Below are 26750 nucleotides of genomic sequence, written 5' to 3' on the forward strand. Positions count from 1 at the left end.
TGAAAACTCCTTTACTTATTTAATTCTTCCATAAGGCGGTCTTCATTCCACACTTCAATGCCTAGTTGTTCAGCCTTTGTGAGTTTTGATCCTGCCTCTGCTCCGGCAATGACTAGGTCGGTCTTTTTACTAACACTACCTGTCACCTTTCCACCTAGCTCTTCTATTTTCTCTTTTGCATCCTGACGTGTCAATTGTTCTAATTTACCAGTTAGTACAATTGTTTTTCCAGAGAACGCACTAGCGATTTCTTCTGCATTTACTTTTTTTCCTAAGTATTTCATATTCACGCCGGATTCTCGCAAACGTGCGATTAGCGCTTTTACATCTTCACTATCGAAATAAGAAACGATAGAATCTGCCATTTTTTCTCCAATATCGAATACATCGATCAATTCTTCTTCTGTTACGGTCATTAATCGATCCATTGTTTCGAACTCTTCAGCTACCAATTTTGCAGTTTTGGCACCTATATGCCGAATTCCTAATCCAAATAATAATCGCTCAAGTGAATTCTTTTTGGATTCCTCAATCGCATTAACAAGATTGATCGCAGATTTTTCTCCCATACGATCAAGTGAGATAAGGTCTTCTACCTTTAGATGATAGAGGTCTGAAACGTCTTTGACAAGGTGTGATTTTAATAATTGTTCGACTACCTTTTCACCACAGCCATCTATATTCATCGCATTACGGGATACAAAATGAGCCATTCCTTCTGAAATTTGCGCGAAACATTGTGGATTCACACATCGTAATGCGACCTCCCCTTCGATATGAACAAGCTCACTATCACATACAGGACAATGAGTCGGCATCATAAAAGGTTGGCTATCTTCACTTCGTTGGTCGAATAATACCGAAACCACTTCTGGAATAATATCGCCGGCTTTACGAATAATGACCTTGTCTCCGATACGAATATCTTTTTCAATAATAATATCCTCATTGTGCAGAGTCGCACGTTGTACAGTAGTTCCAGCAATTTGCACAGGCTCTAAAATAGCGGTTGGTGTTACAACACCTGTACGTCCCACTGTTAATCTTATGTCTAATACCTTTGTCACAACTTCTTCAGCTGGAAATTTATAAGCGATGGACCAACGAGGAACTTTTACTGTGTTCCCCAGCTCTGCTTGTTGTACATAGTTATCGACTTTGATCACGATTCCATCAATTTCATATGGCAATGTTGGTCTTTTTTCCGTCCATTCATCAATATAGCTCATCACTTCTTTTATATCTGCACAGTTACGCCGTTCATGGTTTGTTTGAAAACCTAAGTGATCCATATAATCTAGGGCTTCACTATGGCATGTTAAACCATAAGCCTGACCACTACCACCGATCCCGTAAATAAATGTTGCTAAGTTACGACTTGCTGCAATCTTAGGATCGAGCTGACGCAAAGAACCTGCCGCCGCATTTCTTGGATTTGCAAAAAGTTCTTCACCATTCTCTGCACGTGCCTTATTTAAATTCGTAAAGGAACGCTTAGGCATATAACACTCTCCACGCGCTTCGATTGTAACAGGCTCTTTTAAACGAAGCGGTACTGTGTGTACGGTTTTTAGATTTTCTGTGATATCTTCACCGATTTCGCCATTTCCTCGAGTCGATCCTTGAACAAATAATCCATTTTCATAACGTAAAGATATAGCTAAGCCATCAATTTTTAACTCACATACATAAGAAAAGTCATCGCCGATAACAGATCGCACACGGCGATCAAAATCGTTTAAATCGCCTTCATTGAATGTGTTCCCCAAACTTAACATTGGATATTGATGTGTCACTTTTCTAAATCCAGATAAAATTTCACCACCCACTCGTTGTGTAGGTGAATCTGGATAAATCAAGTCCGGGTTTTCCTTTTCTATTGCTATTAGTTCATGTAAAAGTTGATCATATACTGCATCAGATACAATCGGATTATCTAATACATAGTAAGCATGCCCATATTCATGAAGAAGCTTGTTCAACTCTTCTACACGCTTTTCCAATTGAACTCTATCCATTTACTTTCCTCCGTATATTTGCTTAGACTTTTTCGATTGGCGCGAATTTCGCTAATAATCGTTTGATACCAGTTGGGCTTGGGAATGCAATATCTAATTCCATATTTTCGCTTTCCCCTCTTACGGCAACAACTGTACCAGTTCCCCATTTTTTGTGGAAAGCTTTGTCTCCAGCCTTCCAATCAATATGGTCACCACCGGTTTGTTGGTATGTTGACGTAACAATCGTTTTAGGTGTCTGTAGCTTAGTATACCCAGATGTACGGCGATTTGATGAACTATAGTCATGATATTCATTTGTAGAATACTGATGTGTAGAAACTTCTTCTAATATTTCGGTGCCAATTTCTTGCAAGAATCGCGATGGACGGTTAAAACTACTACGTCCAAAAATGGTGCGACATTGTGCACATGTTAAGTATAATCGTTGCTCCGCCCTTGTTATGCCTACATAGCATAAGCGGCGTTCCTCTTCCATCTCATCTTCATCTTGAAGTGATCGTGAATGTGGAAAGATATTCTCTTCCATACCAATGATAAAGACGACTGGGAATTCCAGACCCTTTGCAGAGTGCATGGTCATTAAGACGACAGAGCCCTTTGATTCATCTTCTTTATCAAGTGAATCAATATCTGCAATTAGTGCTAAATCCGTTAAAAATGCTACTAATGATTTATCATCACTTTGATCTTCGAATGCCTTTGTAACAGTTAGAAATTCATCGATATTTTCTAAACGGCTTTCTGCTTCGATCGTTTTTTCATTTTTTAACATTTCACGATAGCCTGATTGATCGAGCACCGCTTCAACTAATTCTGTCACTGATAAGTATTCTTGCATTTGGGTGAAATTCGAAATCATTGTACGAAAAGCAATCACCGCATTTGTAGCTCTTGCAGATAACCCCATAAAATCGACTTCTTTTAGTGCATCGAAAATCGACCTATCTTGGTCAATTGCAAACTGCGCCATACGTTCAAATGAAGTTGCCCCAATACTGCGCTTTGGTTCATTGATAATACGCGCTAAAGATAGATCATCATCATTATTAGCAATCAAGCGTAAATATGCGAGTAAATCTTTAATTTCTTTACGGTCATAGAATTTTGTTCCACCGACAATGGTATAATTCATATTTGATTTTACAAGCATTTCTTCCATTACACGCGACTGTGCATTGGTACGATAAAGAATTGCAAAATCATCTAATGGGCGATTTTCTTTTTCCATTAACTCTTGGATTGTTTTCACAACATATTGAGCTTCTTGCTTTTCATCATATGAACGGAAAACGGAAATTTTTTCACCTTCCTCGTTATCCGTACGAAGTACTTTTGGATAACGACTGGTGTTATTCTTTATGACGTCGTTAGCCGCTTGCAAGATGCGAGAAGAAGAACGGTAATTTTGTTCCAGCATGATGACTTTTGCATTTGGATAGTCTCTTTCAAAAGATAAAATATTTTGGATATCCGCTCCACGCCAACGGTAAATGGATTGATCTGAATCACCAACCACGCATATGTTTTTGAACTTTTTGGCTAACATTTGAACTAATCGATATTGTGAATGGTTTGTATCTTGATATTCATCGACATGAATATATTGGAATCGGTTTTGATAGTATTCTAAAACATCTGGTACTTCTTCAAATAACCGAATGGTTTCCATGATTAAATCATCAAAGTCCAAACTTTGATTTTTACGTAAACGTTTTTGATAATTTTCATATACTTGTGCTACCGTACGTTCATATGGATTGGATTCATTTACCTGTGCCTGATAGTCCTTTACGTCGACACATTCATTTTTCGCAGAACTAATTGCATTGAGCATTGAACGTGGATCATAACGTTTAGGGTCGATATTGAGTTCTTTCAATATACCTTTAACGACTGTTAGTTGATCAGATGTATCCAATATTGAAAAGTTTTTGTTAAAACCGATACGATCGATTTCTCGGCGTAAAATACGCACGCACATAGAGTGAAAAGTGGAAACCCACATACGTTCTCCTGTACCATTGCCAAGTAATCCATCGATACGTTCTCTCATTTCACGTGCTGCTTTGTTCGTAAATGTGATTGCTAAAATTTTAGATGGATATACTTGTTTTTCAATAACTAAATAAGCGATCCGATGTGTAAGCACGCGTGTTTTACCAGAGCCTGCACCTGCCATGATAAGTAGTGGGCCCTCTGTCGTTTTGACAGCTTCTTGTTGTTCTTTGTTCATACCTTTTAATAAATTTTTCGTAAGCTGTTCCATAACGCACCACCTTTATACAAACATTCGTTCCTAATTATACATGATTATTTTTTATCTTTCACTGCTTTTACTGTTTTTAATGCTGTGTCTAAATCATCATAAATAATATTTCCAACAACTACTGTATCCGCATATTTTGCCATTTCCTCTGCTTTGTCTTCAGAAGTGATCCCTCCGCCATAAATCAGTTGTGTCTGTTGTAATTCTTGACTCACTGATCTCACTAATTGTGGATCACCATATATGCCGCTATATTCCATATAGAAAACAGGCAATTGAAAGAAATTTTCAGCCATTCTCGCATATGCGATCACATCTGCTTCTTGTAAATCTGTTTTTGCACTGGTTACTTTTGCAGCCTTGCAATCACTGTTCAAGATGCAATAGCCTTCAGCAATTAGCTCGTCCCACACCATCACATCACCATATGCTTTGATCGCCTCATGATGTAAATCTTTTATCCACGTTGTATCTGTACTATTTAATACAGAAGGAATCAAATAATAGTCATAGCCCGGTGTTACTGAATCTATATTTGAAATTTCTAATGCTACAGGCACTGTATAACGACGAATGCGAGCAAGTAAATCTAGTACTCCATCAAGCGTTACATCATCTGTTCCGCCGACAATAATGGCATCCGTACCTGATTCGCACAATGCTTCTAATGCTTCATCTGAAATATTTTTTGCTGGGTCCACTTTGAAGACATGCTGCCAGTTTTTTATTTCCATCCATTACCCACCTATTCTAAATTTCTATCACTTAATAGTATACACAAATCATAGCTATTATGGCTTCTACCAATCTATTTGTTTTAAACCTATGAAAGAGATTTTGGCAAAAATATTAAGATTTTTTCTAATGAAGTGAAACTCTATCAGTGGGGGCCACTGAAAAAGTCCTTTCTGATTTTTATTGAGAGTAGGAGAACAAATTGATCGTTCTCCTACTCGCTTTTTTCATTTGAAGCCGTGGATTTCCGTTCCAGGCAGGCGCTTTCCGCGGGCACGGCTTCAATCTCCTCGTCACTTCGTTCCTGTGGGGCTTTCAGCTCGCGCTGTTCCCGCTGGAGTCGCTGCCTTCCACTCCAATCCACTATGTTCTCCTTCTTTAATTGATTTTTTCGTTCAAAAAAGAAACTCCTTTTCTGTATAACTAATTGAAGTAAATGTAGGTGGTTTGCCCAATGAGTTCAAACCAAGAAACCCTTAATTTAAGCCCATTCATGGCAATGATTGCTTATATCCCAGCTGTTCAAGAAAAATTAAATGTCTTGAAAGAAGTGGTTGAAGCCTACACAGAACAGTTCCATTTCTGTACAGACCCAGATGCACGTATCGGTCATAAAACAGCTGATTCTTCATTTTTTGGTTTCAAAACGCACATTGCGATGAGTGACGAAAGATTGATTACCGCTGTGATACTTAAGTGAAAAGCGTCACATCCTGTGGTAACACCTGAGTGACCAACATCCCGCCCGCACCAATCGGACGCATGCGGAAGTTGATCCCCCATCCATCTTTTCTTGAGATGGGTTCTTACTGCCCGTTAAAACGGGATAAACACGTCAAATTCTATACTTCAACATTTAGCATAGAGCCTGAAAAAGGAAAAAACTGAACAGAATCTGTCCAGTTCCTTCATCCTCATTTTTATGAATTCGAAAATATAGCTTATTTAGGTGCTTGAAAGGGCTTTTCGTCTGGATAAAGACGGCCCAACATTTCATCATATGTGTCATTGCCATAATCAAAACATCTGCGTACACGAGAAATAGTTGCCGTAGATGCACCTGTTTCCTTTTTTATCGTTTCATATGTTTTTTTCAAACGGAGTAAATGTGCTACTTCAAAACGTTGTGCTAATGATTGAATCTCACTGATGGTGCATAAATCATCAAAAAATTTATAGCACTCATCCAGATTATTTAATTTTAAAACAGCTTTAAATAATTGGTCTGTTTGATGGCCCTTTATTTTTTCAATTTGCATGAAAATATTGCCTCCTTCCTTATCAGTTCAGGTACCTAGCAACTTTTTCGTCCAGGATTGGAAGGTTTAAGATGATCCATGATGGACATTTGTAGCAGACTTACGAGTACGCCACTCCCCCAATAACATCGATATATTATCGTTTATATTTTACCATCATGTATACAGTGATTTCAATTTAACGCTTTAAAGTACTGCTATCTCATAACAGATGGAAATAAAACCTTTTTCTTCATCACCTCAAAAATACCTCGCTGTGTAATTCGGATATATGGTAAATGAGTGGACTGTAAGAATAACAAAGTGTAAATCGCATCTCCATATGGATAGCCTCTCTCTGCTAATGCTGTTTTTAATGCTGTTTCTTGCTCCATTAGCTGTTCTAGTGGTTCGATCGATAAGCCTCCACCAAGTGGCAACGGTAAACTTTCTATGACTTTTCCATTTTCGACAATCACTATGCCACCATTCATTTCCTTCATCACTCGGAAGGCTTGAAGCATCGCTTGAACATCTTTGCCTATCAATATAATATCTCCCGTACAAGAATAAGAAGAAGCAAAACCTTGAAGGTGATTTGCAAATCCTTTGATCAACGTATTCACACGCCATTTGCCATGACGATCAATCAGTATTAAATAGCATTCATCATGTTCTTCGCTTAAATGCCCTTCATTTGTATGAATCGATACTTTATATGGTTTTGTAATCACATCATTGACCATCTCAATGCCGAATGGAATGGAAAATTGGCAATCTTCTTCCGTTATATCAAAATCTAAGTCTAAAGAGCCTAATGCCGAAAAATCGACACCCTCCAATGTTTGTATCTTTTTGCCATCCCGTTTTAACCAAACTCCTTTTGATAAAACGCTGATGGGAACAGGATGATACTCATCTTGTAAAATATTCAATGTTGCATAACGACCCGTTGCGATAAAACCATGAATATCCGTCATATTGTAGTAACGTGCAACATTGTATGAAGCCATTTGATAGGCATCAATCGGGTTCACCCCAGCATCAAGGGCGATTTGAATACATTGATCCATAATTCCATTCTTATAAAAAGATGGTGTTGAGCCATCTGTTGTCATCATTAAATGATCGAAAATATCTAAATCCTTATCTAAAATATCTTTTAGCAGATTTGGTAAATCTGGACGAATAGAAGAATGTCTTAATGTAACAAAATAACCGTGTAGAATTCGGCTCTCTACTTCTTCAAGAGTCATTGACTCATGATCTCCATCTACACCAAATAATTTCATGCGTGCTAATGTACGAGAAGAGGCTCCCGGTAAATGTCCTTCAATTTTTTTACAATATGCTTTTGCCGCTTGTAACCAATAAAGCATCTGATCATCGCCTGCTACCAATCTTGGCCAGCCAGTTAACTCGCCTCCTAATAATACATCCCGACGTTCCATCCATTCATGAAGGGTTGTCGTCGTAAATAGATCATGTTCGTGAAGTAATTCTGTTTGCGAATCAAATCGAACCCACCAATAAAATGTGAAAGGTAATTGTTTTAGCTGATCTAAAATTGAAAACGTTTTCTTATTATTGATCTCTAAAAAAAACGACATATTGTCTGAAATGAATGTAGTAGTTCCTAGTTGTGCAGAATAATCCGCTAATGTTTGGGGATTATAAAGTTGAAATGGATGTACATGTGGTTCAATATAGCCTGGAACAATTGTTTGTCCCTTCACATTTACGATTTCTGTCCCTTTTGTATTTACAGGCATTTTAGGACCAGCGTAAACGATGCGGTCTTCTAAAATCCAAATATTTCCCTGCACCCATCGTTTATACATGCTATGTAGATAACGTGCATTGATTAAAACAATGCTGGGTGCAATCTTACCATCTATGACAGCAATTTGCTGACGAATTTCCCCAATTTTCCAAGCTGGATCAATCATTGCATCCATCTCCTTTCTTTTAAAGTGTGTGCTTTTTTAGCACGATTATTTTGTAGATGAAAATTTTATCAAAATTTTTAAACTATAATTTATATCGTATCATAGCACTTTAGGAAAGCCAAGTAAACAAGTAAGATTTAAAATTCATGACAAACTGGAGGTCAAATGGATGGCGTTAGAAGAAAACTTAAGTATTAAAAATGCATTTGCTCGCTTTGCTTGTGGTGCCAGTTGTACAGCAATTGGTATTAGTAAGCTTGTGCGGAAACCTGATTGTATTAGAGGAAGAGCCATGATTTTATTTGGAGCTATGAAGATGGCAGAAGGTGTGACAAAATATTGTCCTACAAAGGCGATGTTAAACAGTTCCCTTTCTTCTATCCTAAGCGAATTGCAAACGGGTAATTCTGGAACCTCTACTGCAGGAACAAACTCTGGAATGGCATCCACGTCAAAATCGAGTTCAAATTCTGGAACAGGATCTACATTGGGTGCGATGGCTTCTGCAGTTATGGGAGGAACTTCTTCTTCTCAGTCAAATCCGCTATCTGGTGTTACTCAAATAGTGAAAGACATTACAAGTGCAGCCATGCCCAATACGTCAACTAATCAACAACAAAATCAACAACAGGCGAATCCTAATACTCAATCCAATTCCAATCAAGCCTCTAACTCTGGACAACAATCCAACCTTGGTCAACAAAATAAGCCCAATCAGATGTCCAATTCAGCTCAAAGTAAAGCAAAACAAGCCAATTCTAATCAGCAATCCACCTCAAAGGGTTCAACAGGACAATCGTAAAGTGGACTGCCCGAAAATGATTCGGGCAGTTTTTATGTTACGAATCGTACTTTCCAATCAGAAGCCTACAGAGTCATAAGTCTACTAGTCATTGTAGCCGATGTTTTATCACTAGACCACCTTTTTTGAACAAGTTCATCTTATCTTTACAATTTTTACAATAGCAAGATGACAGGCAACACAAGATTCTCGAATAATGCATCCCACTATTAGTAAGCTAGCTTACTAACTATTGGAACCATTTCACTTTGTTGTTAAAAGGTTAAAAGTTTTCTGGATTCAAAGAGTTTCAGTATTCGTCGTAGAATGGATCACTACTTTAAATTCTCCATCCTATATCTTTACGATAGAAAAAGCCTTTCCAATCTTCTTTTGCTAATCCCTGATATACTTTTTCCTGTGCTTCTTTTAGTGAGGATGCTTTTGCGGCTACTAATAGAACTCGACCACCATTACCTACATATTGGCCATTGTTCCACTTTGTTCCTGCATGAAACACTGAAAATTCTTGAGAAATTTCTTGTAGAGATGGTAACGAATTTCCTTTTATTACATGACCAGGGTAACCTTCAGAAGCAATAACAACTCCCAACATCGCTTCATCTGACCATGTTAGCTCATATGGTTGATCACGCATTAAAGCCATCATAAATTCGCCAAAATCAGAAGTCATTCTTGGTAAAACTACTTGCGTTTCAGGATCTCCAAAGCGAGCATTGAACTCAATCACTTTCGGACCATCTTTTGTCAAAATAAGACCGGCATATAAAATACCTGTAAAAGGTGTCCCTTCCGCGATCATTGCTTGTACAGTCGGCTCAACAATCTCATGGTATGCACGCTGAATAACTTCATCGGAAATTTGTGGTACTGGAGAATAGGCGCCCATACCACCTGTATTCGGACCTTTATCACCATCATAGGCACGTTTATGGTCTTGTGCAATAACCATCGGATAAATTTGCCCATTACGGACAAATGACATATAAGAGAATTCCTCTCCATCCAAAAATTCTTCAATCACTACACGCGAGGAGGATTCACCAAAACGTTGATTGCCGATCATATCTCGAACAGCTTCAATTGCTTCTTGTTCTGTCGATGCCACAATAACACCTTTACCAGCGGCAAGCCCATCTGCCTTCACCACAATTGGAGCACCCATTTTTTGAATATATGAAACCGCTTCTTGTGCATCTGTGAATGTAGCATACGCTGCAGTTGGGATATTGTATTTTTTCATTAATTCTTTTGCAAAAGATTTACTTCCTTCAATTTGCGCAGCCGCTTGAGTCGGCCCGAAAATCAGCAATCCTTTTGCATGAAAAGCATCGACGATTCCTTCTGCCAATGGCTGTTCGGGTCCTACAAATGTTAGATCAATATTATTTTCTTTTGCAAATGCAATCAATGCATCGAAGTCTGTTGCAGCAATATCGACACAGGTTGCATCTTGTGCGATCCCATCATTTCCTGGTGCAACAAATACTTTTTGAACAGATGAAGATTGAGCAAATTGCTTTGCTATGGCATGTTCTCGCCCACCACTGCCTATGACTAAAATATTCAACGATAATCCTCCTTATGTTAAGAAAACACGCTCAAAATACGGGCGTGTTCTTTTTTATGAACTATTGTAAAACTTATAAAATCGTTTAATCTATTTTTTATTGTTTAAATTAATTTCATAAATACCTTTCTAGACAAAAACAAGAACATTTCTAAATAAAGTGAAGCTTCCATCAGTGGGGGTTTTCTTCATCCCCCACTGAGCTAGAAGAACTCAGGTGAAAAGCGCCACGTCCTGTGGCAATACCTGAGGGACCAACATCTTGTTGGCCCAAACCAATCGGACTTTTACAGGCAGTTAATCCCCCCATCTATCTTTCTCGTTTCTCTCTAAATCTTAAGATGGGGGTCTTACTGCCCGTTAAAGCGGGATAAACAGTTCGTTTTATATCCATATATACTATTTTTACTTAATATGCAGCTACAGATGGCGCTTTCCGCGGGCGAGCGTTGAGCCTCCTCGTTCGCTTACGCTACATGCGGGGTCTCACCTGTCTCGCTTTCCCGCAGGAGTCGCCATCTTCCGCTTTATAGACAATATTCTAAAAAATATAGCATATAACAATTTTCTCAATGTTCATGTTTTATATTAAATCTATGAATTATGAAATGGATTTGTTTAAACCAATTTTATCAATATTTTTTAAAAGATGAATTTTTTTATACTCAAATTGTATTTTTCCGCTACAGATTACAGATGGATGTTTCTATGAGCGTGGCAAAATTCTTTTTGTATCTGAAGCAAGGAATTTTCTTGCCATCAAGATTAGTGTTTAAAGTGGCGAACTCCTGTTGTTACCATTGCGATGCCATATTTGTTGGCTACATCGATGGAATCTTGATCGCGTTTAGAGCCTCCTGGATGAATAATCGCTGTTATTCCTGCTTTTGCTGCTTCTTCTACTGTATCAGGCATTGGGAAAAATGCATCAGATGCTAAGGCTGCACCTTTCGCTTTGTCGCCTGCTTGTTCTAGTGCGATTTTAGCTGAGCCTACGCGATTCATTTGACCTGCGCCTACGCCCAAAGTCATTTTGTCATCTGTTACGACGATTGCATTGGACTTCACATGTTTTACGACAGACCATCCAAGTTTTAGGGCTTCCCATTCTTTTTCTGTAGGTTGACGTTCAGATGTAACAGTAATTTCTGCATCCTCAAAGCCTTTACGATCTGGTTCTTGAACAAGTAATCCACCTTCAACAGATACGGTGTTGAATTGATCTCGTTTTTGTTGTTCAAATGAAATCTTTAGTAGACGGACATTTTTCTTAACTGTCAATTTTTCAATTGCTTCTGCTGTAAATCCTGGTGCAATAATGATTTCTAAGAAAATACTAGCTAATTTTTCTGCTGTTTCTGCATCCACTTCACGGTTAAGTGCTACAATCCCACCGAAAATAGAAGTTGAATCAGATTCATATGCTTCATTGAATGCTTGTGCAATCGTTTCTCCAACCCCAACACCACATGGATTCATATGTTTCACTGCAACTGCGGCTGGTTGTTTGAATTCTTTAATAATTTGAAGTGCGGCATTCGCATCTTGAATATTGTTATAAGAAAGTTCTTTACCATGTAGTTGTTCTGCATATGCGATGGAAAAATCGGAACCAAGACGTTTTTGATAAAATGCGGCTTTTTGATGAGGATTTTCGCCATAACGAAGTGGTTGTTTTAATTCGTATGTTAGTGTTAATTGCTCTGGGAATTCTTCGCCTAAGTATTCTGTTAAGTAATTTGAAATGTATGAATCATAAGCTGCCGTATGGCGGAATACTTTTGCTGCTAGATGACGGCGTGTTTCCAATGTTGTAGAACCATTTGCTTTTAATTCTTCCAATACTTTAGGATAGTCATTAGCGTCTACAATAACCGTTACGTATTTTTGGTTTTTGGCAGCTGAACGTAGCATTGTTGGACCGCCAATATCAATATTTTCAATTGCATCAGCAAATTCAACATTAGGTTTTGAAATGGTTTCGACAAATGGATAAAGGTTGACACATACGATTTCGATTGGTTCGATACCATGTTCTTGCATTTGTGCTTGATGTTCTGGGTCATCATATTTTGCAAGAAGACCACCATGGATCATAGGGTTTAATGTTTTCACACGACCACCTAAGATTTCAGGAAAATTCGTTACTTCCTCTACAGATGTAACTTTTACTCCATTTTCTTGTAAGTGTTTTTTTGTCCCACCAGTTGATAAGATTTCATAGTCTAAAGCCTCTAATTCTTTTGCAAATTCTAAGATTCCTGATTTATCAGAGACACTGATTAATGCACGTTTTGACACAATAATTTCCTCCTTGAGTTTATGCCAACATCATCATTGTTGGTATGTAGATTATGGCGATATTCACTATGATTAGACAAATAACGACTGTAATGCAGCTGGGTAAAGTACATGTTCAACTTCATGAATGGCTTGTTCGGTTTTTTCAAGATTACCATCAACCACATGAACAGCTCTTTGCATGATAATCTTCCCCGTATCCATCCCCTCATCTACAAAATGAACAGTGACTCCGGTTACCTTCACGCCATGTTTCACTGCTTGTCCAATGGCATCTTTTCCTGGGAAAGATGGCAATAAAGATGGATGGATATTTACAATTTTTGATGGGAAAGCGGCTAATAATGTATGACCGATCAAACGCATATACCCTGCAAGCACTAACCATTCCACTTTTAACGTTTGCAGATTGCGTAAGATTTCTTTTTCATAAGCTTCCTTCGTGTGAAAATCTTTTGGACTCACCGCTAATACGGGAATACCTTTTTCTTCTGCACGCTTTATGACATATGCATTTGGTTGGTCTGTCACCACTAACTCAATTTTAGCTCGTAATTGTCCATTTTCAATGGCATTTTGAATAGCTTGGAAGTTTGTCCCATTTCCTGAAGCAAATACTGCAATAGATACTTGTTTATCCATTATGCCAAGCTCCCATCATGATCACCGTTGAAAATAACTCCTTCTCCTTTGACGACGCGCCCAATTGTATAAGCTTTTTCACCGTGTGCTTCAGCAATTTCACTAATACGTTTAGCTTCAGTTGCGGGCACTGCTAATACGAAACCAATCCCCATATTAAAAACATTGTATAAATCATGTTGTTGTAAGTTACCTTGTTGTTTTAAAAATTCAAAAATAGGTAGTACAGGCCATGTGCCCAAATCAATGGCAGTTGCAAATCCTGCTGGCATCATACGAGGGAGATTTTCATAGAAGCCCCCTCCTGTGACATGTGCCATACCATGAATATCGCATTTTTGGAGCATTTCTAGTACTGGCTTTGCATAAATTTTAGTAGGTGTAAGCAACGCCTTTCCTATTGGTCCAAGTTCTTCAAACCCAGCTACGATAGTATCTGGTGTCAATCCTGCATCTCCAAATACAATTTTACGTACTAATGAATATCCATTGGAATGAACCCCGCTTGAGGCAAGGCCAACTAACACGTCACCTTCCACAATACGTTCACCTGTAATGATATTGGCTTTTTCAGTAGCACCTACTGCAAAACCTGCTAGATCATATTCATGTACATCATAAAGACCTGGCATCTCAGCAGTTTCTCCACCAATTAATGCTGCGCCCGATTGCACGCAACCATCTGCTACCCCTTTCACGATCTGCTCTATTTTGGCAGGCTCTGCCTTACCAACTGCTATATAGTCTAAGAAATACAGTGGTTCAGCTCCTTGTGCTACGATATCATTTACACACATAGCTACACAGTCAATACCGATCGTGTCATGCTGATCCAGCATAAAAGCAAGTTTTAATTTTGTTCCTACACCATCTGTACCAGAAATAAGAACTGGTTCTTTTAAATTCAATTCGGACAAATCAAACATACCGCCAAAGCCACCGAATGTACCTAAAATACCTTTTCTTGCTGTACGCTCTACATGAGATTTCATACGCTGTACAGCCTCATAACCTGCTTCGATATTCACGCCTGCTTGTTCATATGCTTTTGACATGATTTTTTCCTCCTAAAATTAACGTGCCAATTCTTTTTCATGCGGCAAGATTGTATCTGGAAAAATCTCAGTAGGATATTTTCCAGTGAAACATGCTAAGCAATGACCACAATTTGGACCTTCATCTGTTCTACCAATGGCTTTTATCAATCCGTCCACTGATAAATAAGTCAATGAATCAGCACCGATTGCTTCGCGGATCTCTTCTACACTATGATTAGATGCAATGAGTTCTTCATGTGTAGATGTATCAATACCGTAATAACAGGGGTCCGTCATAGGCGGTGAGCTAATGACAACATGTACCTCTTTGGCACCTGCTTCTTTCAGCATATTCACAATTCTTCTGGAAGTTGTACCGCGTACAATCGAGTCATCCACCATTACCACTCTTTTGCCTTGTACTACTTGACGTACAGGTGAAAGCTTCATCTTAACGCCTCTTTCACGCATCTCTTGAGAAGGTTGGATAAATGTACGACCAACATAACGGTTTTTGATCAAACCTAATTCGTAAGGAATACCACTTTCTTCGGAAAAACCAATGGCTGCTGAAATGCTGGAATCAGGAACACCTGTTACAACATCTGCCTCAATATTTGCTTCTTTCGCAAGTTGTTTTCCTAAACGTTTTCGCGCCATGTGAACGTTAATACCGTCAATATCAGAATCTGGGCGAGAGAAGTAGATGTATTCCATTGAACAGATAGCACGTTCGGCAGGATAGGCAAATTTTTCTGATTTTAATCCTTCATCATTGATCGTTATGAGTTCGCCTGGTTCAACTGAACGGATAAGCTCTGCTCCAATAATATCAAAAGCGCATGTTTCAGAAGCAACGACCCAAGCATCATCTAATTTTCCGATGGATAGAGGACGTAGACCATGTGGATCTAAAGCAACCAGCATTTCATCCTCAGTCATGATTAAAAATGCATATGCACCTTTTAACAACGTTAATGCATTTTTAGCACGATCATTCATAGAACCAAAACCGCTTCGTTTCAATAAATGAGCTAACACTTCTGTGTCAGAAGTAGTTTGAAATATACTTCCTTGTCGTTCTAGATGTTTTTTCAAATGATTAGCATTTACTAAATTCCCATTATGAGCAATCGAAAGACTGCCTGTAGATGAACGGAAAAGCAATGGTTGTACGTTTTCAATGCCCCCGCCGCCAGCTGTTGCATAGCGAGCATGAGCAATGGCCGCTTTTCCTTGAAGTTTACTTAATTTATCCCCTGTAAATACTTCGTTGACCAAGCCTTCGCCTCTTACAGCTTGCAATTTTTCTCCATCCGTTACAACAATGCCAGCCCCTTCTTGCCCACGATGTTGAAGAGCGTGTAAGCCATAATAACTTATTTGAGCAGGATTAGGATGTCCCCAAATACCGAATACTCCACATTCTTCATTTAAGCCTCTGATTTCACCAAGCATGGGATAGCTCCTTTCCAAGCATCTTCGAATTCTTTCACAGAGCCCTGAATTAAGATTTCGTCATTTTCACCACGAATGATCAATTGTTGCTCGTTCAATACGCTACCAATTTTCACTGCGTCTTGAGCGATCTCTTCAAATGCTTTTGCATTTTCTTTTTTCACAGAAACTAAGAAACGGGATTGAGATTCACTAAATAATGCTGTAGCTGCAGAACCACTGACTGTCACATCTGCACCGAATGGAGTTCCAAATGTTGTTTCTGCGAACGCAACTGCAAATCCACCTTCTGCTAAATCATGTGCTGATTCCACAAGACCTTGTTGGATAGCATTCAACAAAGATTTTTGTCTCTTTGCTTCTACCTCTAAATCAATGGTTGGTGCTAAGCCAAAAATACGACCATCATTTTGCAATTTTTGTAATTCTGAACCGCCAAACTCTGTTCTTGTTTCGCCAATTAGGTATATAAAGTCGCCTGCTGCTTTTAATTTTTGGGTTGTTGTATGTGATAAATCTTCGACTAGACCTACCATACCAATGGTTGGTGTTGGATAAATAGCAACACCGCTTCTTTCGTTATAAAGAGAAACGTTCCCACCAATAACAGGTGATTGCAATGCTTCACACGCCGCTGAGATACCTTCTGCTGACTTTTCAATTTGCCAGAAGATTTCTGGTTTTTCTGGATTACCAAAGTTCAAACAATCTGTAACAGCTAAGGGTTGTCCACCAGAACAAACAATATTGCGTGCAGATTCCGCAACGGCAATTTTACCGCCAGTTTCTGGATCTAAATAAATATAACGAGAGTTACAATCTGTTGTCATCGCAAGTCCTTTGTTTGTACCACGAACACGAAGAACAGCCGCATCAGATCCTGGAGCTATAACAGTGGATGTACGCACTTGGTAATCATATTGGTCATAGACCCATTCTTTTGAAGCAATAGTCGATTGTTTTAATAATGCGAGTAATGTTTCTTTATAATTTTCTACAGTAGGCTCTTCATTTTTCATTTGTTGAAATTCTTTAAAGTATGCCGGCACTGCAGATGGTTTATGGTAAACAGGTGCATCCTCCGCTAAAGCATCTGCCGGAACATTTGCGACTACTTCTCCTTTATGGATCAAACGTAGCATTTTATCCTCTGTTACATGACCGATTGCTACAGCATCTAATCCATATTTTTCAAATAAGTCGATAACTTCCTGTTCATGCCCTTTTTTCACAACGATCAACATACGTTCTTGCGATTCGGAAAGCATCATTTCATAAGGTGTCATGTTTGTTTCACGTTGTGGCACTAAATCCAAATTCATCTCTACGCCAAAACCTGCTTTAGAAGCCATTTCTGCTGAAGATGAAGTAAGACCAGCAGCACCCATATCTTGAATCCCTACAAGAGAGTCATATTTGACAAGTTCTAGACAAGCTTCTAATAATAATTTTTCCATGAATGGGTCTCCAACTTGGACAGCTGGTCTTTTTTCTTCTGAAGATTCACTTAATTCCTCTGATGCAAACGTTGCACCATGAATACCATCACGGCCTGTTTTTGCACCCACATACATGACTGTGTTACCTGCGCCAGATGCAATCCCTTTTTGGATATCTTTATGATCGATTAAACCAACACACATAGCGTTCACTAGTGGGTTTCCTTCATAGCAAGGATCAAATTGAACTTCACCGCCAACTGTTGGAATCCCTATACAGTTCCCATAGCCTGCAATCCCGGCTACAATTTCTTCAAATAGATATTTGACACGTTTAGATGCATCTAGTTCTCCAAAACGTAGAGAATTCAACATAGCAATAGGTCTTGCACCCATTGAAAATACATCACGAATAATACCGCCAACACCTGTAGCAGCACCTTGATAAGGCTCTATTGCGGAAGGATGATTGTGTGATTCCATTTTGAAAACAACCGCCTGCTCATCACCGATATCAACAATCCCTGCACCTTCTCCAGGTCCTTGCAATACGCGAGGCCCTTTCGTTGGGAATTTACGTAAAACAGGTTTGGAGTTTTTATAAGAACAATGCTCAGACCACATAACAGAGAAAAGACCTGTCTCTGTCCAGTTCGGTGTGCGTCCTAGAATCTTCTCTACTAAAGCAAATTCTTCGTCTGACAATCCCATCTGCGCATATAGCTTTTGCTCTTTAATTTGCTCAGTTGTTGGTTCAAGCTTGGACATATGATTCCCTCCACTGTTTAACAATTGATTTGAATAAGGCAAGGCCATCTATACCACCGATCAATTCATTCACTGCACGCTCTGGATGAGGCATCATACCAAGAACATTTCCCTTTTCGTTGATAATACCAGCGATGTTTTCAACACTACCATTTGGATTTTCACCCTCATACGTAAAGACGATTTGATTGTTGTCTTTTAGTTTTTGTAAGGTTTCTTCGTCACAATAGTAGTTACCTTCGCCATGAGCGATTGGTATTTGAATCATTTCATTGTCATCATATTGGTTTGTAAATAATGTATGATTGTTGACTACTTTCAAATCTACCGTACGACATATGAATTTGAGATTTTTGTTTCGTAACAAAGCGCCTGGAAGTAATCCTACCTCCGTTAAAATCTGAAATCCATTGCATACACCAAGTACAGGCTTACCAGCTTCTGCAGCTTTGACTACTTCAGTCATTACATTAGAAAAACGAGCAATTGCACCACAACGGAGATAATCCCCATAAGAGAACCCTCCTGGTAATAAAATACCGTCATATCCGCTTAAGTCTGTTGCGTCATGCCATACATATTCTGCTTCTTCTCCGAGTTCGTCTTTAATCGCGTGATACATATCTAAATCACAGTTTGACCCAGGAAATACGAGTACTGCGAATTTCATCTCTAGTTAGCCTCCTCGATTTCATAACGGTAATCTTCAATTACTGTATTTGCTAGTAGCTTTTCACACATTTCTTTTACTATGCCATCGATATCACGTTTTGAAGGATCGATTTGCAATTCTAAATATTTACCAATGCGAACATCTGCCACTTCGTTATAGCCCATTGTGTGTAGTGAACCCTTGACAGCAGTTCCTTGAGGGTCTAAAACACTTTCACGAAGTGTTACATAGATTTTCACTTTTTTCATTTAGTTACTCCTCCTAGACGGGATAATATGATTTTATAGACTTCTGTTAAATCGCCGAGATCACGGCGGAATACATCCTTATCAAGATGTTGCTTTGTTTTTGCATCCCATAAACGGCATGTATCAGGTGAAATTTCATCTGCTAATAGTACATGACCGTTTTCATCACGACCAAATTCCAATTTAAAATCAACTAATATGACATCGATCTCTTCGAAAAATGGGCGCAAGATTTCATTTATCTTTAAGCCATTGTCGTAAAGGGCCTTCACTTCTTCTTTAGAAGCAATGCCCAATACGTCAATATGTTCTTCCGAGATCATTGGGTCTCCAAGGTCATCATTTTTGTAATAAAATTCTACGATTGGGCGTTTAAGAGGTGTTCCTTCTTCAATGCCTAATCGTTTAGCAAGGCTACCAGCCGCAATATTACGTACTACCAACTCGATTGGAATAATATCTACTTTCTTCACAAGTTGTTCGTTATCTGAAATTTTTTCAACGAAGTGCGAGTCAATGCCAGCTGTTTTTAGTTTTTCAAAGATCAATGACGTAATGTTGTTATTTAAAACACCTTTGCCTGCAATTTCTGCTTTCTTTTCACCGTTGAATGCTGTAGCGCTATCTTTGTATTCAACGAAAAGGATTTTTTCATCCTCTGTTGCATACAATTTTTTTGCTTTTCCTTCATACAAAAGTTGACCTTTTTCCACTGTTGATACCCCCGGTTTAGGTTTAGTTATTTAGTTTAAGCCTAGACGTTCGAAAATCATATCTACATTTTTCAAATGGTAGTGATAATCGAAACAATCGTCTATTTCTTCTTTAGATAGATAAGAAGTAATTTTCTCATCTGCGTCGACAAGTTCACGGAATTGAATTTGTTCATCCCATGCTTTTGCAGTCAATGGTTGAACAGTATCATAAGCTTCCTCACGTACAAGACCCTTGTCGATCAATGCAAGTAACACACGTTGTGAATAAATCAATCCAAAAGTACGACCCATATTGCGTTTCATGTTTTCTGGGAATACTGTTAAGTTTTTCACGATATTGCCAAAGCGATTTAACATATAATTTAAGCCGATTGTTGTATCTGGCAAAATGATACGTTCTGCAGATGAATGTGAAATATCACGTTCATGCCATAAAGAAACATTCTCGTATGCAGTTAGCATATGACCACGGATAACGCGTGCCATACCGACCATATTTTCAGAACCGATTGGATTACGTTTATGAGGCATTGCAGAAGATCCCTTTTGTCCTTTTGCAAAGAATTCTTCTACTTCACGTGTTTCTGATTTTTGAAGTCCACGAACTTCTGTCGCGAATTTCTCGATGGAAGTAGCGATCAATGCAAGAGCCGCAAGATATTCAGCATGACGATCACGTTGCAATGTTTGAGTGGAGATCGGTGCAGCCTGTAGTCCTAGCTTTTGACAAACGTATTGTTCCACAAATGGGTCAATATTTGCATAAGTACCTACAGCACCAGAAATTTTACCCGTTTCAATTGTTTTGGCTGCAGCTTCAAAACGTTGTAAGTTACGTTTCATTTCTTCGTACCATAATGCAAGCTTCAATCCAAAAGTAGTTGGTTCAGCGTGTACACCATGTGTGCGGCCCATCATGACTGTGTATTTATGTTCTTTTGCTTTTGCAGCAATTATGTCGATAAAATTGTGAATATCTTTTCTTAAGATTTCGTTTGCTTGTTTTAATTGATAAGAAAGAGCTGTATCAACCACATCTGTTGAAGTTAACCCATAATGTACCCATTTACGTTCTTCGCCAAGTGATTCGGATACGGCACGAGTAAATGCTACTACATCGTGACGAGTGTCTTTTTCAATTTCTAAAATACGATCAATATCAAAAGTTGCGTTTTCACGAATTTTGGCTACATCTTCTTTTGGAATATCTCCAAGCTCTGACCAAGCTTCACAAGCTAGAATCTCTACTTCCAACCAAGATTGGTATTTGTTTTGTTCTGTCCAAATTGCGCCCATTTCAGGACGAGTGTAACGTGCTATCATGTTTGTCTCCTTCTATTCCGCCCAAATGGCAGAATCATTAATTTCTTTAATAGTATGATCAAGATTATCCGTCATTATTGTAACATGCCCCATCTTCCGATTCTTCTTCGCTTGTTGCTTTCCATAAAGATGAATAGACCAATCTGGATATTTTGACAATGAGTTCGTTACCGGCATCACATGTTGTCCTAGAATATTGACCATAACGGAAGGACTCCAAAGCTTTGGTTTGCGTAATGGCCAACCGCATATCGCGCGGATATGTTGATGAAATTGCGATATATTACAAGCTTCAATGGAGTAGTGTCCAGAATTGTGTGGTCTTGGTGCTAATTCGTTAATCACAATAGTCCCATCTTCAAGAACGAACATTTCAACAGCCAATGTACCGATTAATTGAAGATAGTCTGCGATTTTTTCTGCTGCTTCGACCGCTAATTTAGCTGTCTTATTGTTAATGCGCGCAGGTACGATTGTTTCATGAAGAATATGGTTAACATGAATATTCTCACCTATTGGCAAGCAATAAGTTTCACCCTGAACATTTCTTTGAACAATCACTGAAATTTCTTTCGTAAAGGGTACAAACGCTTCAGCTACGCAAGCTGAATGTTCAAATAATGGACTTGCAAGCTCTAAGTCATCTGCTGAGTATATCGTTTGTTGCCCTTTTCCGTCATATCCTCCACGTGCAGTTTTCACGATACAAGGATAACCGACCTTTTCAATATTCTGCACAAGCTCATTAAAGTTTTGACAAGCAATATAATTTGCGATAGGACAATCTGATTGACTGATGGTTATTTTTTCTTGGATTCGATCTTGTGTAATTTTGATGAGTTCAGCACCCTGTGGTACATATGCGATCTCTGTTAATCTTTTTAATCCATCATAATCGATATTTTCAAATTCAAACGTGATGACATCACTGACTTCAGCCAATTCTTCAAGAGCTGTTTCATCATTGTAAGGTGCAACAATACGAATATCAGCTACTTGACCACATGGTGAATCCATTGTTGGCTCTAATACGGCAATTTTAAAACCCGCTTCTTTTGCAGCAAGTGCCATCATACGTCCAAGCTGACCACCCCCAATAATCCCAATTGTTTGGCCAGGAAAAATCGTCTTCATCACTGTAACTCACCTGTGCTTTCTAAAGCTTTCATTTTCATCACTTGTCGTCTCGCCTCTATTTTTTCTGTAATGGTTGAATCGGTTATAGACAAGATTTGTGCTGCTAACAGCCCTGCGTTCGTTGCTCCAGCTTTGCCGATTGCAACAGTAGCTACTGGAACACCACCTGGCATTTGCACAATTGATAGTAAAGAGTCAAGTCCATTTAATGCCTTAGATTGAACTGGAACACCAATAACAGGCAATGTTGTTTTAGCAGCCACCATTCCCGGTAGATGAGCTGCACCGCCAGCACCAGCTATAATGACTTGTAATCCTCTACCACGTGCCTGCTGAGCATATTCAAACATCAAATCAGGTGTACGATGAGCAGAAACGACTTTTTTTTCATACGGGATTTCTAATTCATCTAAAATATCACATGCATATTTCATAGTTCCCCAATCACTTGAACTTCCCATGATGACGCCAATTTTCGGATTCATGTATGTGCCTCCTATAATTACACTTCGACATAATGACATTCAGATAGACCATGAATAATTTTTTACGCTTTCTAAATCTGTGACATCAGCCTAAGGTTTAACTTCTTTTGCTTTGTAACTACATTTATGAAAGAAGTTCATCCAATAAAAAATCCTCAGATACCCATTTCACTACATTATTACTACGCGTGAAAAGCAGATACCTAAGGATTTATAGATAACATGGCTATGAAAGCATTCCATAAATGCTTTTCGCCTATGTATACACCTATAGTTTAGTTGCTTTCCCGCATAGTCCAGCATTTACGGTGCCGGGTAGAGACACTAGAGCCAATCCTCTAGCATATATGGGGGATTCAATGTTTTTTCTTCTCACATTTTAACAAGAGAAAGAACACAAGTCAACCATAAAATACGAACATTGAAATATGCAAAAAGTATATCGTTCGTATTTTAAATAATTTTTATTCTATTTTTCGATGAACAATCCTTTAAATTTAATAATTTGACGAATAGGAACGGGTTCTCCATTCACCATTTGAAAAAGCGGTTCTTCTTTTCGACCGACCGGCATATATCCTTGTTTCTTCATTCTTTCCAAACATGCGTCAATTGTTTCTGTTTCTTCTACTTCAAACCATAATTGTTTTTTAGTCATTCTATCACTTCCTGACTTGAATCTTTTTTATATTATAGCGGCTAAAACGGATTTGTTCTATCAGTTGTATGTGTGAACTTATTTTTTACATAAAAATGAACTTTCTTTCAGACCCTTTTCAATACAATTGGAGCAATTGCTTTTAATCATGTGTTCAGTTAATCTCACAAGTAAATTACCAAACAAAAAAATCATTCATCTAGCAATTTAAAAATAAAAAGACATTCGACAAAGCGAATATCTTTGTGGCTTTCACTCAAACTTTTTCTGCAGGACTCTAAATAAGCTTCCCTGAATAGACACCGCACGAAGAAAATGCACATGCATTTCCGAGGAGTCACCATTCCACTCCACAATAATTAAAATGAGTCTTTATTAAATGTTCGCATTTTTCAAGAAGAAAATGATTTATGAAATTGATTCATATAAAATCTATTTGATATTTTTCAACATCCAATCCATTTTATCTGTTTCTTCATTCCAAAAAGCGTACATCTCAGTCAAATTTCCTTTTAGTTCTTTTCCTAAGTATGAATCTAGCCATGTTTCTGCATCTGAAAGATTTACATACTTTTCTCTAATAAATGCCACATAAAAATGGGTGTTAGATTCCCATTCTTCAATATACGATACTACCTTTTTAACATCTGCCAAAAAAATTTCATCTTTAACTTGATAACCTTTATATTTCATTTCAATAGCTGCAATAACTTCTATTACACAATCACCTAAATAGCTAGTTGTTGCCTTAATAGGATCAATTTTAACTACTGTTAAATCAATACGTTCACCATCGATATAATATTCGGTAAATATACGTAAATTATTAGCATTTAAAAAATCTTCTCCTAATTTATTTCTCAAATGAAAGTAAAACGAATTTTTCATAGTATCTTCTTTTAATAAGGAAAAATTATGATAATCATCTTTAAGATTTTCTAACCAGACTTCGCAAATGGCTTTATTCACCTGTTCATTTATTGACAAAACTACCAAACGTATCACTCCTCGTATTGCTTGTAAAAGAATGTAATAACAGTACAGCTTTCTCCCCGCCTTTATAGAAAAAAGGCTTAGGAGATACCAATTTAATCATTTTGTTGAATCCCTCACTTGTTTTATATCTTCCTATCCATTAATAAAACATCTGAACAGCGAATATTTATATTTTTTTGTACCATAATCAAGAAAAACTATCACGGTGTTCATTTTAATAATGATAATTATTTTAAACAATTTTTTTCAACTAAACTGTCCAGTTAAAGAAATGGAGCAACACTTTAATGGTATTGCTCCAAACACCTCGACCGCTTATTTAAATTAATTTCAATTCCTCGATATTATAAAAAATCGAAGTGATCATGCGTCTATAAAATAATAGTCAAAATCATTTGTTTTCAACTGGTGAAACTTATCACTCATTCAGAAATTATCCACATTAGCTGCTATTGTTCAACGGAGATTAAGTACAGAAACCTGTGGTAAAATAAGGATAACTTTTTATTATTTATTGGAATGGGAGGGCACTAATGAATATTGAAGCTGACTATTTAAAGATTGTAACAGAAAGGTTTAAAATCATTAAAAGTCTTGGAGATAAGACAATTGAACAACTATCTGAAGATGATATTCATTGGACTTTAAATGAAGAATCAAATAGTGTTGCCATTATCGTAACGCATTTAAGTGGGAATATGGTATCAAGATGGACAGATTTCCTACATTCCGATGGGGAGAAGCCCAATCGGAATCGTGAGCAAGAATTTGTAGATAACATAGCATCAAAAACTGAGTTGAGAGAGACTTTAGAAAAGGAATGGAACACCCTTTTTAAAGCATTAAATAACCTAAGCGAAAAGGATTTATTAAAGAATGTATCTATTCGTGGTGAAAGTCATTCGGTAATAGAAGCCATTGAAAGATAATTAGCTCATTATGCTTATCATATTGGGCAAATCGTTTATATTGGTAAACAATTAAAAGGTAAAGATTAGAAAAACCTAAGTATCCAAAAAGGTAAGTCAGAACCTTATTTATAGCAAATGCTAAAAAAACACCAGTCTAGATAATAAAAGAGACCCGAGTTTCAAATAGATATTTTTAATTTGATGAGATTTTTTGAAAGAAAGGAACAGGCATGTTGATTATCCGATTTTCTCCATAAAGTATTTATTCGCCCTTTGAGATAATTTATTTGCTCTCTCAGGGATTTTATTCGCTCTTTCAAAAGATTTATTCGCTCTCTGCAGATTTATTCGCCCTTTGAGACAATTTATTTGCTCTCTCAGGGATTTTATTTGCTCTTTCAAAAGATTTATTCGCTCTTTCCGCAGGACATTGGATTGTTTTTTTATCGAATATGTGCTACACAAAAAGGAACGAGCAAGCCGCAGCGAAGATCTATATAAATGGTCCGAAAAATACAGGTTTTCTCAAAAATTACGCCACAGACGACCTAATTTTTGTCAAATCAACACGCGTGAGAAAGGAATAAAATAATTTTTCTTTACTAAATGAAGAGTATAAGTTTAATAATATAAAAAATGGTTATTTTTTAAATATATTGAATATTATTTATTTATAATGATTTATTCGAGTATGTTTATTATCCAATTTTCTCCACGAAATATAGTGTATTCGAGTGATTTCCACTACGGCTTGCATAAACTCATGTGGGCACAGCTTGAGCCTCCATGGGGCAAGAGGACGTTGGTCAAGGAGTCATTTCCGCAGGAGTAGCCCACCACAACTCATTTTTTTAATTGCTCATGCTGGGTCTTAACTGTTCGCTTTTCCCATAGGACGTTGAATGGACCTCAGTGAACGGGCACCGCACGAAGGGAACGCTCATGCATTTTCGAGGAATCGAGCAAACCACAGTGAAGATATCTATAAATAGGAGCTAAAAACACATGTTTTTCTAGAATTATGCCAAGTTTGTCACCTATTTTTTCCTAATTAACATGCTTGTGATTCATTAACAATATTAATTAGCATAGTCCAAGATAAAAAAGAATTTTATATTTTCTCTTTTTTCAAGACTTTATATGGCTATTCATAACTATGATCTCAATAACTTGAGATATAAAACCTTGCCTTTTTTATATCTCAAGTTTTAATAGAAACCAATGCAAAAAAAGGTACTGCCAATAATTATTAGCAGTACCTTAATACGCCTAGCAACGTCCTACTCTCGCAGGGGGACAGCCCCCAACTACCATTGGCGCTCAAGAGCTTAACTTCTGTGTTCGGCATGGGAACAGGTGTGACCTCTTTGCCATCAT

21 protein-coding genes, 2 pseudogenes, 1 riboswitch and 1 other annotated feature (1 of these 25 running past the window's edge) are annotated in these 26750 nt (G+C 37.8%); of the genes and pseudogenes, 3 read left to right on the forward strand and 20 right to left on the reverse strand.

The window, feature by feature from the left end:
- Nucleotides 1–11: 11 nt before the first annotated feature.
- From ligA to pcrB, 3 genes are read right to left on the reverse strand one after another with little or no spacing between them, the layout of a single operon-like run.
- Nucleotides 12–2018: an NAD-dependent DNA ligase LigA gene (gene ligA / locus FEZ13_RS10985; RefSeq protein WP_146552645.1), complete on the reverse strand. Its 2007-nt coding sequence runs from the start codon at nucleotides 2016–2018 to the stop codon at nucleotides 12–14.
- A 22-nt stretch (nucleotides 2019–2040) separates the two neighbouring features.
- Nucleotides 2041–4287 carry a DNA helicase PcrA gene (pcrA, locus tag FEZ13_RS10990; protein WP_146552646.1) on the reverse strand — a complete coding sequence of 749 codons (2247 nt, stop codon included), beginning with the start codon at nucleotides 4285–4287 and terminating at the stop codon, nucleotides 2041–2043.
- Nucleotides 4288–4331: 44 nt separating this feature from the next.
- Nucleotides 4332–5021 carry a heptaprenylglyceryl phosphate synthase gene (gene pcrB / locus FEZ13_RS10995; RefSeq protein ID WP_146552647.1) on the reverse strand — a complete coding sequence of 230 codons (690 nt, stop codon included), beginning with the start codon at nucleotides 5019–5021 and terminating at the stop codon, nucleotides 4332–4334.
- A gap of 500 nt (nucleotides 5022–5521) precedes the next feature.
- Between pcrB and FEZ13_RS11000 the strand changes: the two are divergent.
- Nucleotides 5522–5716 (forward strand): annotated as a pseudogene (locus FEZ13_RS11000) (IS5/IS1182 family transposase); the annotation flags it as partial.
- A gap of 247 nt (nucleotides 5717–5963) precedes the next feature.
- Here the strand turns inward: FEZ13_RS11000 and FEZ13_RS11005 are convergent.
- Both FEZ13_RS11005 and FEZ13_RS11010 read right to left on the reverse strand, forming a co-directional pair.
- Nucleotides 5964–6281 (reverse strand): YerC/YecD family TrpR-related protein, encoded by a 318-nt coding sequence (locus tag FEZ13_RS11005; protein WP_146549829.1) that lies wholly within the window; start codon nucleotides 6279–6281, stop codon nucleotides 5964–5966.
- Between the two features lie 197 nt (nucleotides 6282–6478).
- Entirely contained in the window at nucleotides 6479–8209 is a 1731-nt protein-coding gene (locus tag FEZ13_RS11010) for an adenine deaminase C-terminal domain-containing protein (RefSeq protein WP_146552648.1), read from the reverse strand.
- Nucleotides 8210–8378: 169 nt separating this feature from the next.
- On the opposite strand from FEZ13_RS11010, the gene FEZ13_RS11015 reads away from it, so the two are divergent.
- The gene (locus FEZ13_RS11015) at nucleotides 8379–9011 is read left to right on the forward strand and encodes a YgaP-like transmembrane domain (protein WP_146552649.1); all 633 of its coding nucleotides are present in this window, start codon (nucleotides 8379–8381) and stop codon (nucleotides 9009–9011) included.
- Between the two features lie 319 nt (nucleotides 9012–9330).
- Here the strand turns inward: FEZ13_RS11015 and purD are convergent, their stop codons facing one another.
- From purD to FEZ13_RS11085, 15 genes are all read right to left on the reverse strand, one after another.
- Complete coding sequence (purD, locus tag FEZ13_RS11020) at nucleotides 9331–10581, reverse strand: phosphoribosylamine--glycine ligase (RefSeq protein ID WP_146552650.1); 1251 nt, start codon at nucleotides 10579–10581, stop codon at nucleotides 9331–9333.
- A gap of 172 nt (nucleotides 10582–10753) precedes the next feature.
- A complete protein-coding gene (locus FEZ13_RS19540) occupies nucleotides 10754–10891 on the reverse strand; it encodes a hypothetical protein (protein WP_186725849.1) in 138 nt (45 codons plus the stop codon).
- 455 nt (nucleotides 10892–11346) lie between these two features.
- The gene (gene purH, locus FEZ13_RS11025; RefSeq protein ID WP_146549833.1) at nucleotides 11347–12882 is read right to left on the reverse strand and encodes a bifunctional phosphoribosylaminoimidazolecarboxamide formyltransferase/IMP cyclohydrolase; all 1536 of its coding nucleotides are present in this window, start codon (nucleotides 12880–12882) and stop codon (nucleotides 11347–11349) included.
- Nucleotides 12883–12954: 72 nt separating this feature from the next.
- A complete protein-coding gene (gene purN, locus FEZ13_RS11030; RefSeq protein WP_146552651.1) occupies nucleotides 12955–13524 on the reverse strand; it encodes a phosphoribosylglycinamide formyltransferase in 570 nt (189 codons plus the stop codon).
- Nucleotides 13524–14579, reverse strand: a complete 1056-nt coding sequence (purM, locus tag FEZ13_RS11035; RefSeq protein ID WP_146552652.1) for a phosphoribosylformylglycinamidine cyclo-ligase — start codon at nucleotides 14577–14579, stop codon at nucleotides 13524–13526. Before purM ends, purN begins: the two co-directional genes overlap by 1 nt.
- 18 nt (nucleotides 14580–14597) lie before the next feature.
- Entirely contained in the window at nucleotides 14598–16019 is a 1422-nt protein-coding gene (gene purF / locus FEZ13_RS11040) for an amidophosphoribosyltransferase (RefSeq protein WP_146549836.1), read from the reverse strand.
- The gene (gene purL, locus FEZ13_RS11045) at nucleotides 15995–18226 is read right to left on the reverse strand and encodes a phosphoribosylformylglycinamidine synthase subunit PurL (protein WP_146549837.1); all 2232 of its coding nucleotides are present in this window, start codon (nucleotides 18224–18226) and stop codon (nucleotides 15995–15997) included. The genes purF and purL overlap by 25 nt, the downstream gene beginning before the upstream one ends.
- Nucleotides 18213–18896, reverse strand: a complete 684-nt coding sequence (gene purQ / locus FEZ13_RS11050; RefSeq protein ID WP_146549838.1) for a phosphoribosylformylglycinamidine synthase subunit PurQ — start codon at nucleotides 18894–18896, stop codon at nucleotides 18213–18215. The genes purL and purQ overlap by 14 nt, the downstream gene beginning before the upstream one ends.
- Before the next feature lie 2 nt (nucleotides 18897–18898).
- Nucleotides 18899–19147, reverse strand: coding sequence for a phosphoribosylformylglycinamidine synthase subunit PurS (gene purS / locus FEZ13_RS11055; protein WP_146552653.1), 249 nt, complete (start codon nucleotides 19145–19147; stop codon nucleotides 18899–18901).
- A complete protein-coding gene (gene purC / locus FEZ13_RS11060) occupies nucleotides 19144–19860 on the reverse strand; it encodes a phosphoribosylaminoimidazolesuccinocarboxamide synthase (RefSeq protein ID WP_146549840.1) in 717 nt (238 codons plus the stop codon). Before purC ends, purS begins: the two co-directional genes overlap by 4 nt.
- Before the next feature lie 30 nt (nucleotides 19861–19890).
- Nucleotides 19891–21186 carry an adenylosuccinate lyase gene (gene purB / locus FEZ13_RS11065; protein ID WP_146552654.1) on the reverse strand — a complete coding sequence of 432 codons (1296 nt, stop codon included), beginning with the start codon at nucleotides 21184–21186 and terminating at the stop codon, nucleotides 19891–19893.
- A gap of 12 nt (nucleotides 21187–21198) precedes the next feature.
- The gene (gene purK, locus FEZ13_RS11070) at nucleotides 21199–22323 is read right to left on the reverse strand and encodes a 5-(carboxyamino)imidazole ribonucleotide synthase (protein ID WP_146552655.1); all 1125 of its coding nucleotides are present in this window, start codon (nucleotides 22321–22323) and stop codon (nucleotides 21199–21201) included.
- Nucleotides 22320–22808: a 5-(carboxyamino)imidazole ribonucleotide mutase gene (gene purE, locus FEZ13_RS11075; protein WP_146552656.1), complete on the reverse strand. Its 489-nt coding sequence runs from the start codon at nucleotides 22806–22808 to the stop codon at nucleotides 22320–22322. Before purE ends, purK begins: the two co-directional genes overlap by 4 nt.
- Nucleotides 22809–23080: 272 nt before the next feature.
- A riboswitch (purine riboswitch) is annotated at nucleotides 23081–23179 on the reverse strand.
- Nucleotides 23180–23277: 98 nt separating this feature from the next.
- Nucleotides 23278–23466, reverse strand: a complete 189-nt coding sequence (locus FEZ13_RS11080) for an NETI motif-containing protein (RefSeq protein ID WP_146549844.1) — start codon at nucleotides 23464–23466, stop codon at nucleotides 23278–23280.
- Nucleotides 23467–23898: 432 nt separating this feature from the next.
- Entirely contained in the window at nucleotides 23899–24462 is a 564-nt protein-coding gene (locus tag FEZ13_RS11085) for a hypothetical protein (RefSeq protein ID WP_146552657.1), read from the reverse strand.
- Nucleotides 24463–24995: 533 nt separating this feature from the next.
- Here FEZ13_RS11085 and FEZ13_RS11095 point away from each other — a divergent pair.
- Nucleotides 24996–25460: pseudogene (locus tag FEZ13_RS11095) on the forward strand (DUF1572 family protein).
- 1180 nt (nucleotides 25461–26640) lie between these two features.
- Nucleotides 26641–26750 (reverse strand) — a sequence feature (most likely nonfunctional fraction of RNA operon); it runs 199 nt beyond the window's last position.

It is taken from the genome of Rummeliibacillus sp. SL167, assembly GCF_007896505.1.
GTDB classification, from domain to species: Bacteria; Bacillota; Bacilli; order Bacillales_A; family Planococcaceae; genus Rummeliibacillus; species Rummeliibacillus suwonensis.